This is a genomic window from Kitasatospora sp. NPDC017646 (assembly GCF_044329365.1).
GTDB lineage: Bacteria > Actinomycetota > Actinomycetes > Streptomycetales > Streptomycetaceae > Kitasatospora.
Genome location: NZ_JBIRJC010000033.1, coordinates 62,212 through 73,511 on the forward strand (window position 1 = coordinate 62,212; position 11,300 = coordinate 73,511).

Genomic DNA, 11,300 nt, shown 5'->3' on the forward strand with positions numbered 1-11,300 from the left:
CCCCCACGGGCAGGCGACCCCTGCTCCGCGCGCTCCCTCCCGTCGCCCGCCGCCGCCCTTCCCGGACGCGCTGCGCGCGACACCCCTGGTTTCCCACCCTCATGCCGCGCTTGACGCGCGCCGCTTCCAAGGAGCCCGGTATGCCCACCACCGCCGACCGCCACGCCACCCCCGCCCCCGCCGCCACCCCCGTGCGCGCCCCGCGCCGCCGTCGGGCCGCCGAGCGCAACCCCTTCGCCGCCGCCGCGCTGCAGCGCTCGCTGGACCGCCGGGACAACGGCGGCGCCACCGGCCACCACTGAGCCCGGCCACGGCCGAGCGGCGCCGCGGGTGGCGTTCATCGGGCTACTACGCCGACCGGGTTGACCGAACGTCACCCCGTGGAGTGCAACTGGGGTCCGTCCGGGGGAAGTTGCTCGCCCCGAGTGCGCGATCATCCTAATTTGGGGCCCCCGGAAGGGTGATCGACGTCCGTGTGGGCGGGCGCCAGCGACCTCCTCGGTGTGCGGATCATTCCCCCCTGCCGGGGGAGAGGGTCCCTCGTGCGCCTGCCACCCGTCCGCCGACCGCTCGCCCGGATCGGCCTCACCCTGACCCTGCTGGCCGGGGGCGTGGCGCTCGCCGCCTCCCCGGCCGCGGGCGGACCGTCCAGCGCCGGACCGCCCGGCCGGGGCCGGACGACCTCCGTCCTACTCGAACTCACCACCGAGGCGGCCGGCCCCGCCTGGCGGCGCGCCGCCGAGACCGCCCGGCGGGCCCAGCGCTCGCCGGAGGCCGTCCACCGGGACGCCGCCGAGGCCGGAGCCGCCCAGCGGGGGCGGGCCGGGGACGCGCTGGACCGGCTCGCCGAGGCCGTCCACCGGTCGGCCCCCGCCGCCCGCGAGCTCTACCGCACCCACACCCTGCTCACCGGCCTGGCGGTCGACGCCCCCGCCGAGCGGCTGCCCGCGCTGCGGGCGCTGCCCGGCGTCCGGGCCGTCCACCCGATCGTGAACAAGCAGCGAGACAACGCCTACTCCGTCCCGCTGACCGGTGCCCCGCAGGTCTGGTCCGGGGACGCGGCGGTCGCCGGGAACACCGGCCAGGGCATGCGGATCGGCATCATCGACAGCGGCATCGACTACACCCACGCCGACTTCGGCGGCCCCGGCACCGAGGAGGCCTTCCGCTCGGTCGAGCGCGGCAAGCCCGCCCCGGCCGCGCTGTTCCCCAACGCCAAGGTGGTCGGCGGCAAGGACCTCGTCGGCGACGACTACGACCCCGACCCGGCCTCCCCGAACCACCAGCCCGTCCCGCACCCCAGCGACAACCCGCTCGACTGCGTGCGCAACGGGCACGGCACCCACGTCGCCGGGACGGCCGCCGGGTACGGCGTCACCGCCGACGGCCACCCGTACGCCGGCCCGTACCGGCCCGGGCTCGACCCGGCCTCCTTCCGGATCGGCCCCGGCGCCGCCCCCGGCGCGCAGCTGTACGCGATCCGGGTGTTCGGCTGCGACGGCTCCACCGACCGGCTCGCCCAGGCGCTCGACCTGGCCGCCGACCCGAACGGGGACGGCGACCTCGGCGACCGGCTCGACGTGGTCAACCTGTCGCTCGGCAGCCGATTCGGCAGCCCCGACGACGCCGACGCGCTCGCCGTCGACCGGCTCGCCGAACTGGGCACCGTGGTGATCGCGGCCGCGGGCAACGAGGGCGACGTGTACGGCGTCGGCGGCAGCCCCGGCACCGCCGTCCGGGCGATCACCGTCGCCGCCTCCGTGCACGGGCACGCCGACGTGGACGGCATCACCGTGCTCGCCCCCGCCGCGCTGGCCGGAGTCGTGCCCGGCCACTGGAGCGAGCGCTACCGGGGCTGGTCCACCACCGAGGTGAGCGGCGCCCTCGCCGCGCCCGTCGACCAGACGGACGGCTGCTCGGTCTTCAGCGAGGCCGACAAGCAGCGGCTGAAGGGGAGGATCGCGGTGCTCACCTGGCTGACCCGCGATGCGGACCGGGCCTGCAACTCCGGCCCGCGCGCCGACCACGCCGCCGACGCCGGGGCGATCGGCGCGCTCTACGCCGCCGACACCGACCACCTTGCCGAGATCTCCGGCAACGACCGGATCCCCGCCGTCCTGCTCGGCCGCGCGGACGGCGAACGGCTGCTGAAGGCCGCCGCCGAGGGCGGCGCACAGGTGCGGCTCGCCGCGCCCGGCAACCCGCTGCACGGCTCCGTCGCGCAGAACCAGCCGACCCGGGCCGACACCCTCACCGACTTCACCTCCCGCGGCGTCGGCCTGCCCGGCGTGATCAAGCCCGACCTCGCCGCCCCCGGGGAGACCATCTGGTCGGCCCTGGTCGGCAGCGGCAGCGGCGGTCAGCGCGAGAACGGCACCTCGATGGCCGCCCCGCACGTCGCCGGGCTGGCGGCCCTGGTCCGCGCGGCCCACCCGGACTGGCCGGTCGAGCAGGTCAAGGCCGCGCTGATGAACACCAGCACGGACACCCACCTCGGCGACGACCACGACGGGCCGGTCTACGGGCCCGAGCGCACCGGCGCCGGACGGGCCCAGGCCGACCGGGCCGTCCGCACCCCGGTCGTCGCCTACGCGGCGGGGGAGGGCGCCCGGGCGGGCAGCGTCGGAGTCTCCTACGGGCCGGTCGAGGTCGGCGGGCCCACGGCCCTCGACCGCGAGATCGAGCTGCGCAACCACTCCTCCGTGCCACTGAGTTACCGCACCGGCTACGCGGCGGCCACCCAACTCCCCGGTGCCGCCTTCCGGGTGGCACCGGACCGGGTCGAGGTGCCGGCCGGCGGCACCGCCCGGGTGCGGGTGACGCTGTCCGTACCGGGGGAGTTGGGGCGCACGCCCGACCCGACCATCGACACCCTGCAAGCCGGCCGGGCGCGCAGCTACCGGGGCGAGCTCTCCGGGCGGGTGCTGTTCAGCCCGCTCGGCGACCCGGCCCTGCCGCAGCTGCGCGTCCCGGTGTTCGCCGCTCCGCGCCCGACCGGCGACCTCGGCGTCACCGCCTCCGCCCGCACCACCCGGGACGGCACCCTCGTCACCCTCGGCGGCAGCGCCGCCCCCGGCGAGGCGCCCGGACTGGTCAGCGCCTTCGCGCTCGGCGGCGAGGGTCCCCGCTGGCCCGACTGCCCGCCCGGCAGCGGCAAGGCCGTCGGCCCCGGCGCGGGCATCCGGCCCGAGGGCGCGACGGAACCGGACGACCCGCCCCAGGACCTCTGCGTCGAACGCCCCGGCGACCGGGCCGCCGACCTGCGGGCCGCGGGCGCCGCCGTCGGCTCCGACCTGCTGTACGTCGGCGCGCGGCTGTGGACCCCGGCGGCCACGCCGGTCGGGCTGTACGGGGTACGGGTGTCGCTGGACACCGACGGGGACGGCGTCACCGATGTGATCCTCAAGGCCGACCGGCTGCGCGGCAGCGACGTCCTGGTCTCGCGAGCCCTCGACGCCCGCACCGGCGCCGAACTCGACGTCCAGCCGCTCAACGCCCACTGGGGTGACACCGACACCGAACTGCTGGACAGCGACGTCGTGGTCCTGCCGGTCCGGCTGAGCGCCCTGCCCGGCGTCAAGCCCGGCCACAGCACCGTCCGTTACGGCGTCTGGTCCGGTGTCGCCGCCCCCGGCACGCCCGACCAGGCCGACGCCTACTCCGCCATCGGCCTGCGCGGCACCCGTCCCACCGTCCCGGTGGACCTCCTGCACCCGGCCCTCACCGTCAGGGCCGGTCTCACCGGCCCGACCGCGATGGTGACCCCGGCCGGCCCCGGCACCGTCCTCGACGTGCACCGCACCCCGGGCGGCACCTCCCGGCTCCTGCTGCTGTACCACCTCAACCCGGCCGACCGGAGGGCCGAGGTCCTCACCCTGCCGTAGCCGGTACGCCGGAAGGGGCGGCCCGCCGACCAGTGCCGGCGGGCCGCCCCTTCCGGCGTCCCGCCGCTCCTCCGGGGGGCGGGTCAGGCCCCGCCGGCCCCGCCGGCCGCTCGGGCGGCGGCGGCGCGGCGTTCGCGGCGGGGCGGTCGGTGTTCGCGGCGGGAGAGGTGGGTGAAGACCGCGACCAGGGCGAGGGCGGCGGTCGTGCCGGAGGTGACGGTGAGGCCCTCGGTGAGGCCGGGCGGCCGGAAGGCGCAGGAGACGCGGGAGGCGCCGCCGCCGAGGGGGACGCCGATCATGCCGAGGACCGGGGTGGGCTCGGTGCGTGCGCCGCCGTCCGTGGCGCAGGTCCAGCCCTCGGTGGCGGGGACGGACAGCAGTGCGGTGCCGGTGGAGCCCGGCGGGAGGGTGGCCGAGACGGTGTGGCCGCCGGCTTCGACGCGGGTGGCGCCGGTGGCGGCGAGGCGGGTGATCGCGGCCGCCAGGGCGTCGGCCCGCAGACAGCCGATCGGCCGGGCCGGGACCTGGCTGACGACGTCCGACCGCAGGGTCACCCGGACCACCCCGTCCGCCGGGACGGTCCCCAGCCGGTGGACGGCCACCGCCGTGGTGGGCTGCTCGCCGTCGCTGCGGTAGCTGGTGCCCAGGCCGCTGACCGTGCCGTGGTACCAGACCCCGTGGAAGTAGGCCGTCGACCCCGGGGTGCAGGCGGCGGTGAACACCGTGCCGTCCCCGCCGGCCGGCACCGACCAGCCGCTGGTGCCGTGCAGGGCAGGCGCCGGGCCACCGGCCGGGACGGGCAGCGGGGCGTCGTACACCTGGCTGCCGAGCAGCGACTCCTGGCGGGCCCAGACCGAGGAGGTCTCCGGCCGGGCGCCCGGCGGCAGCACGGTGACCAGCGGTGGGGCGGGCGCCCGCCCGGGGGTGAAGCCGTTCGGCGGCGGCCCGTCGTCCAGGTGGGCGCGGATCCCGAACAGCGCCTGCCCGACCGGGTCGGTGACGCTCCCGGTCTGCCGCCCGCCGGCCGTCCAGCCCGCCCCGAGGTCGTGCAGCAGCTGGGCGACGACGGTCGGCAGGTAGCCGCTGAAGTAGCCGCCGCCCTGGCCGTTCAGCAGCAGCGGGTCGTTGGGGGTGAAGGCGTGCGGGCCGGGGTCGCTGCGCCCGTCCGGCCAGTCGGCGCCGGCCCGCACGGCTTCGTGCCCGGCCCGGACGGCGGCCGGGGGGACGGAGTCGTCGGGGGCCGCGCCGAGCGCCGCGTACCCGGACCAGACGGCGTTGCCGAGCACCACGCCGCCGAGCACCCAGGTGGCAAGGGCGTTCGCCCGGCGGTCGGTGTGGCGGTGCTCCAGCAGCCACAGCGCGGCGAGCACGACGGCGCCGCCGACGCCCAGCAGCACCCAGGTGGAGGTGTGCACCGAGCGCCGGGTGGCCGCCAGCGCGGCGATCAGCGCGACCAGGGCGGCGCCGCCCAGCAGGGTGAGCGGGTCCGGCCGGTGGGCGAGCGACACCCAGCCGGCCAGCACCAGCAGCCCGCTGAGCACGAAGGCGACCCGGTACGGCCCACCGGCCGGGATCGCCAGCCCGTGCCAGACCAGTACGGTCGGGGTCCAGACGAAGGCGAGCACGATCAGCGTCAGGGCCGCGCACCAGACCGCCCGCTCCCGGATCCGCACCCGCCGGTTGAACGGCAGCCCGCACACCAGCAGCAGCCCCAGCACCCCGATCGCGATGTCCGGCAGCGGCCGCCCGCCGGTGGTGGTGGGCAGCAGCTCGGAGAGGCGCCCGCCCAGCCTGGACGGGCCGAGCGGCTGCACCGGGGACTCCGGCTGGGCGCCGCGTGCGGCCCGGACGGCGACGAACAGCACCGGGGAGGCGAGCAGCACCCCGGTGACGGTCAACGTGATCGCCCGGCCGGTCGCCCGGACCCGGTGCCGGAAGGCGCGCGGGGTGGCGAGCAGTCGTACGGCGAACAGGAGTCCGGCCATCAGGGTGGCCAGCGCGGCGGTGTAGAGGTTGCCCGCCCAGACGAGGGAGACGCACAGCGCGCCGGCCACCCAGCGGCGCTCGCGCAGGCACCAGTCCCCGACCAGACCGAGCAGCGGCAGCGAGACCAGGCCCCAGAGCCACATCGGTGCGGCCCCGCCCACGTCCAGCACCCAGGCGCAGAGTCCGTACCCGACGGCGGCGAGCACCCGCAGCCACCGGGGGCCGGGGTGAACCCGGCCGAGCAGGTGGGCCATCAGGGCGGTGCCGAGGCCGATGGTGGCCAGGGCCACCAGGAAGACGGCGAGCTGCCCCTGGTCGCGGGGGAGCAGGGCGGTCGGCCAGGAGAACGGATTCATCAGGTAGGCGAAGAAGTCCGCCAGGAACGGGACGCCGTAGCCGCTGTTCCAGTTGAACAACAGGTCCCCGGCGGCCTGCCCGTGCAGCAGGTCCCACAGGTGCGCGTGGTACGGCACGGCGACCGCGCCCGTCCCGGCCGGCCACCGCCCGCGCAGCCCGGCGGCGAGCGCGAACCCGCCCATCGCCAGCGCGGCCGCACCCCCGCAGACCAGCACCTCCCGCCGCCGTTCGGCCTTCACCCACCCGCCCCGTTTCTGCCAGGAATCCCGGATCACGCCACCCTAAGCGCGCCCCTGGCGCGACTCTGATCACCCGCGCTCCCTCGAAGGGGTGACGTGCGAGGAGGCCTCGCCGAGTCGTCATTTCTGGCGGGTCGAATGTGACGAGGGTCGCCCGGTCGTCTACACGTTCGAGCTTGAGCCTGCGGCGAGGCGGTATTTTCCAACCGGGATCCACCACAAGCAGTTGAAGATCGATCAGCCGTTCCCGGTCGAGATCGATCTGACCTGACCGGTCCAGATGCTGGACGCGAGGTGTCAGCCCCTGGGACACCGGAGTAGGGTCCGAGCATGTCTCGCACCATTCGTCTCGCAGTTGTCCCGGGTGACGGCATCGGCCAGGAAGTGGTGGCCGAAGGTCTGAAGGTCCTGGGTGCCGCGCTTCCCGCCGACGTGAAGCTGGAGACCACCGAGTACGACCTCGGGGCCCGGCGCTACCACCGGACCGGGGAGACGCTGCCGGACAGCGTGCTGGCGGAGCTCAAGGCGTTCGACGCCATCCTGCTGGGCGCCATCGGGGACCCGAGCGTGCCGTCCGGGGTGCTGGAGCGGGGGCTGCTGCTGAAGCTGCGGTTCGCCTTCGACCACCACATCAACCTGCGGCCGGGCCGGCTGTTCCCCGGCGTGGCCTCCCCGCTCGCCGGTCAGCCGGAGATCGACTTCGTGGTCGTCCGCGAGGGAACCGAGGGCCCGTACGTCGGCAACGGCGGCTCGCTGCGCACCGGCACCGAGCACGAGGTGGCCACCGAGGTCAGCCTGAACACCGCGTACGGCATCGAGCGCGTGGTGCGCGACGCCTACCGCCGGGCCCAGGCGCGGCCGCGCAAGCGGCTCACCCTGGTGCACAAGAACAACGTCCTGGTGCACGCCGGGCACCTGTGGTCGCGGATCTTCGCCGAGGTCGGCCGGGAGTTCCCCGAGGTCACCACCGACTACCTGCACGTCGACGCGGCCACGATCTTCTTCGTCACCCAGCCCGAGCGCTTCGACGTCATCGTCACCGACAACCTGTTCGGCGACATCCTGACCGACCTGGCCGCGGCCGTCACCGGCGGCATCGGCCTGGCCGCGAGCGGCAACATCAACCCGAGCGGCGAGTTCCCGTCGATGTTCGAGCCGGTGCACGGCTCGGCGCCGGACATCGCCGGCCAGGGCAAGGCCGACCCGACGGCCACCGTGCTGTCGGTCGCCATGCTGCTGGAGCACCTCGGTTTCGCCGCCGAGGCCGCCCGGGTCGAGGCCGCCGTCGCGGCGGACCTCGCCGAGCGCACCGGCACCCGTTCCACGTCCCAGGTCGGCGACGCGCTCGCCGGCCGAGTATCCGGCTGACGGGCCGGGTCCGAGCAGACGGACTTCCGGTCGTACGGGCCGGACCGCACAAGGATCCGGCCCCGGTGGGCCGGTCCGCATAACCGCAGCTTGCAGCTCCCCAAGGAGCGGGCAGCTGTTCGGCACGGCCCTCTGGATGCGAGTATCGACAGTGGGCCGTGCCGTTGTGCGTTCGTTCGGCGTTCGATCGCCGTGACGTTCCTTCGGCGGTGGCGGCCCGAACGAACCCCACGGTGAAGGAAACAGCCATGAGCACGCCCACCCAGGCGCCCATCACGTTCGACCTCAAGCCCTCCGCCCACCCGTTGTCCGCAGCGGAGCGCGAGGCCCGGCTGACCAACCCCGGCTTCGGCCGCGTCTTCACCGACCACATGGTCACCATCCGCTGGACGGAGGGCCGTGGGTGGCACGACGCCCAGCTGGTCCCGTACGCGCCGGTCGAGATGGACCCGGCGAACATGACCCTGCACTACGGCCAGGCGATCTTCGAGGGCCTGAAGGCCTACCGCCAGGCCGACGGTTCGATCGCGACCTTCCGCCCGGAGGCCAACGCCCTGCGCTTCCAGGCCTCGGCCCGCCGCCTGGCGATGCCGGAGCTGCCGGTGGAGACCTTCGTCGAGGCCGTCGAGCTGCTGGTCCAGCAGGAACAGGGGTGGGTGCCGAACGAGCCGGAGCAGAGCCTCTACCTGCGTCCGTTCATGTTCGCCACCGAGGTCGGCCTGGGTGTCCGCCCGGCCAACTCCTACCTCTTCATGATCATCGCCTCCCCGGCCGGCGCCTACTTCCAGGGCGGCATCAAGCCGGTCTCGGTCTGGCTGTCCAAGGAGTACGTCCGGGCCGCGCCCGGCGGCACCGGCGCGGCCAAGTGCGCGGGCAACTACGCGGCCTCGCTGGTCGCCCAGGCCCAGGCCGCCGAGAAGGGCTGCGACCAGGTGGTCTGGCTCGACGCCGCCGAGCACCGGTGGGTCGAGGAGATGGGCGGCATGAACCTGTACTTCGTCTTCGGCGAGGGCAAGGACGCCAGGATCGTCACCCCGGAGCTGTCCGGCGCGCTGCTGCCCGGCATCACCCGCGACTCGCTGCTCCAGCTCGCCGCCGACCTGGGCTACGCGGTCGAGGAGCGGAAGATCTCCACCGACGAGTGGCAGCGGGCGAACGCCGACGGCACCCTCACCGAGGTCTTCGCCTGCGGCACCGCCGCCGTCATCACCCCGGTCGGCTCGGTGAAGTCCGCGGCCGCCGACTGGACCGTCGGGACCGGCGAGCCCGGCCCGATCACCATGGAGCTGCGCCGCGCCCTGCTGGCCATCCAGGGTGGCCAGCAGCCGGACACCCACAACTGGCTGCACAAGATCGTCTGATCATCCGGACACCGGAACCGCCTCCGGCCTGCCCTGTTTCGCATCGCGAGACGGGCGGGCCGGATCCCGGAGGCTGTGCCAGACTGCGAGCGTGTCCTCGCTTTCGCTGATTATTAGCAGCAGGCGCGCCGGTCCGCAGTGACCGCTTCCGCAGGACCCGATGCGAAGCGACCACGAGCGTCCAGACCCGCGCGCAGACCTCTCGCACCCGCGAGGGGTCTTTTTGTTTCCCGGACCGGCCGACGGCCCCCACGAGGGGCCCGGGGACACCGGGGCCGCGCGCGGGATCCTGGACAGTGGAGCCGGGACGAGAATCCGGCAGAGCAGTACCAACCTCCCCGAACGGAGAACCAGGGGTCATGACCGAGGTCAGCCGTACCGACGACAGCTTCCACGTGTTCGACACCACCCTGCGCGACGGCGCGCAGCGGGAGGGCATCAACCTGACGGTGGCGGACAAGCTGGCCATCGCCCGGCACCTGGACGAGTTCGGGGTCGGCTTCATCGAGGGCGGCTGGCCCGGCGCCAACCCCCGGGACACCGAGTTCTTCGCCCGCGCCGCCGCCGAGCTGGAGCTGCGCAGCGCCCAGCTGGTCGCCTTCGGCGCCACCCGCCGGGCCGGCGGCAAGGCGGCCGAGGACCCCCAGCTGGCGGCGCTGGTCGCCTCCGGCGCGCCCGTGGTCACCCTGGTCGCGAAGTCGCACGACCGGCACGTCGAACTGGCGCTGCGCACCACGCTGGACGAGAACCTGGAGATGATCCGGGACAGCGTCGAGTTCCTGCGCGCCCAGGGCCGTCGGGTGTTCCTGGACTGCGAGCACTTCTTCGACGGGTACCGGGCGAACCGCGAGTACGCCCTCGCGGTGGTCCGCACCGCGCACCGGGCCGGGGCCGACGTGGTGGTGCTGTGCGACACCAACGGCGGGATGCTGCCGACGGGCGTCCGGGAGACCGTCGCGGACGTGATCGCGGCGACCGGCGCCCGGATCGGCATGCACGCCCAGGACGACACCGGTTGCGCGGTGGCCAACACCCTGGCCGCGGTGGACGCCGGTGCCAGCCACGTGCAGTGCACCGCGAACGGCTACGGCGAGCGGGTCGGCAACGCCAACCTGTTCCCGGTGGTCGGCGCGCTGGAGCTGAAGTACGACCGCCGGGTGCTGCCCCCGGGCCGGCTGGCCGAGATGACCCGGATCTCGCACGCGATCGCCGAGCTGGTCAACCTGGCGCCGTCCACCCACCAGCCGTACGTCGGCTTCTCGGCCTTCGCCCACAAGGCGGGTCTGCACGCCTCCGCGATCAAGGTCGACCCGGACCTGTACCAGCACACCGACCCCGAGCTGGTCGGCAACACCATGCGGATGCTGGTCTCCGACATGGCCGGACGGGCCTCGGTGGAGCTCAAGGGCAAGGAGCTCGGCTACGACCTGTCCACCGACCGGGACCTGGCCGGCCGGGTGGTGGCCAAGGTGAAGGAGCAGGAGAACCTCGGCTACACCTACGAGTCCGCCGACGCCTCCTTCGAGCTGCTGCTGCGCGACGAGGTGCGCGGCAGCCGGGAGCGCTTCTACCGGTTGGAGTCCTGGCGGACCATCAGCGAGCAGGGCCCGCACGGGGTCTCCGGCAACGAGGCGACCGTCAAGCTGTGGGCCAAGGGTGAGCGCCGGATCGCCATCGGCGAGGGCAACGGCCCGGTCAACGCGCTGGACCAGGCGCTGCGGACGGCCCTGGAGGGCATCTACCCGCCGCTGGCCACCTTCGAGTTGGTGGACTACAAGGTCCGCATCCTGGAGGGGCAGCACGGCACCGGCTCCAAGACCCGGGTGCTGATCGAGTCCACCGACGGCACCGCCACCTGGTCCACGGTCGGCGTGGCCGACAACGTGATCGCCGCCTCCTGGCTGGCACTTGAGGACGCGTACACCTACGGCCTGATCCGCGCCGGGCTGGAGCCGACCGAGTAGGCGTGCCGAAACCCCCTGTGGGCCACGGGACTCCACCGAGTCCCGTGGCCCACAGGCGCGGTGGTCACCGGAGTCGGGCGAGCAGGGCGTGTTCGACCAGGGTGATGAGGGCGCTCTTGGCGCTGTCGCGGCGGCGGGCGT

7 protein-coding genes and 1 pseudogene are annotated in these 11,300 nt (G+C 74.8%); 6 read left to right on the forward strand and 2 right to left on the reverse strand.

Going from position 1 to position 11,300, the window contains the following annotated elements; all coding sequences use genetic code 11:
* Positions 1 to 140: 140 nt before the first annotated feature.
* Together ACH4J0_RS33290 and ACH4J0_RS33295 are read left to right on the forward strand one after the other, a co-directional pair.
* Entirely contained in the window at positions 141 to 302 is a 162-nt protein-coding gene (locus tag ACH4J0_RS33290) for a hypothetical protein (RefSeq protein ID WP_167344945.1), read from the forward strand.
* A gap of 240 nt (positions 303 to 542) precedes the next feature.
* Complete coding sequence (locus ACH4J0_RS33295; RefSeq protein ID WP_396244699.1) at positions 543 to 3,884, forward strand: S8 family serine peptidase; 3,342 nt, start codon at positions 543 to 545, stop codon at positions 3,882 to 3,884.
* Between the two features lie 83 nt (positions 3,885 to 3,967).
* Here the strand turns inward: ACH4J0_RS33295 and ACH4J0_RS33300 are convergent, their stop codons facing one another.
* A complete protein-coding gene (locus ACH4J0_RS33300; protein WP_396244700.1) occupies positions 3,968 to 6,466 on the reverse strand; it encodes a YfhO family protein in 2,499 nt (832 codons plus the stop codon).
* Positions 6,467 to 6,557: 91 nt separating this feature from the next.
* Here ACH4J0_RS33300 and ACH4J0_RS33305 point away from each other — a divergent pair, with 91 nt between their 5' ends.
* The 4 genes from ACH4J0_RS33305 (at position 6,558) to cimA (ending at position 11,159) form a co-directional block, all read left to right on the forward strand.
* Entirely contained in the window at positions 6,558 to 6,737 is a 180-nt protein-coding gene (locus tag ACH4J0_RS33305; protein ID WP_396244702.1) for a hypothetical protein, read from the forward strand.
* A 59-nt stretch (positions 6,738 to 6,796) separates the two neighbouring features.
* Positions 6,797 to 7,834, forward strand: a complete 1,038-nt coding sequence (locus tag ACH4J0_RS33310; RefSeq protein WP_396244703.1) for a 3-isopropylmalate dehydrogenase — start codon at positions 6,797 to 6,799, stop codon at positions 7,832 to 7,834.
* A 248-nt stretch (positions 7,835 to 8,082) separates the two neighbouring features.
* Positions 8,083 to 9,195, forward strand: a complete 1,113-nt coding sequence (locus ACH4J0_RS33315) for a branched-chain amino acid aminotransferase (protein WP_396244705.1) — start codon at positions 8,083 to 8,085, stop codon at positions 9,193 to 9,195.
* A 359-nt stretch (positions 9,196 to 9,554) separates the two neighbouring features.
* Positions 9,555 to 11,159 carry a citramalate synthase gene (gene cimA / locus ACH4J0_RS33320; RefSeq protein ID WP_396244706.1) on the forward strand — a complete coding sequence of 535 codons (1,605 nt, stop codon included), beginning with the start codon at positions 9,555 to 9,557 and terminating at the stop codon, positions 11,157 to 11,159.
* A 64-nt stretch (positions 11,160 to 11,223) separates the two neighbouring features.
* Here the strand turns inward: cimA and ACH4J0_RS33325 are convergent.
* A pseudogene (locus ACH4J0_RS33325) lies at positions 11,224 to 11,300 on the reverse strand (ATP-binding protein); the annotation flags it as partial.

Excerpts from the sequence above, each read along its gene's own strand:
- ACH4J0_RS33315 (WP_396244705.1), top strand. The coding sequence starts at position 8,083 with ATGAGCACGCCCACCCAGGCGCCCATCACGTTCGACCTCAAGCCCTCC.
- cimA (WP_396244706.1), top strand. The coding sequence starts at position 9,555 with ATGACCGAGGTCAGCCGTACCGACGACAGCTTCCACGTGTTCGACACC.
- ACH4J0_RS33310 (WP_396244703.1), top strand. The coding sequence starts at position 6,797 with ATGTCTCGCACCATTCGTCTCGCAGTTGTCCCGGGTGACGGCATCGGC.
- ACH4J0_RS33290 (WP_167344945.1), top strand. The coding sequence starts at position 141 with ATGCCCACCACCGCCGACCGCCACGCCACCCCCGCCCCCGCCGCCACC.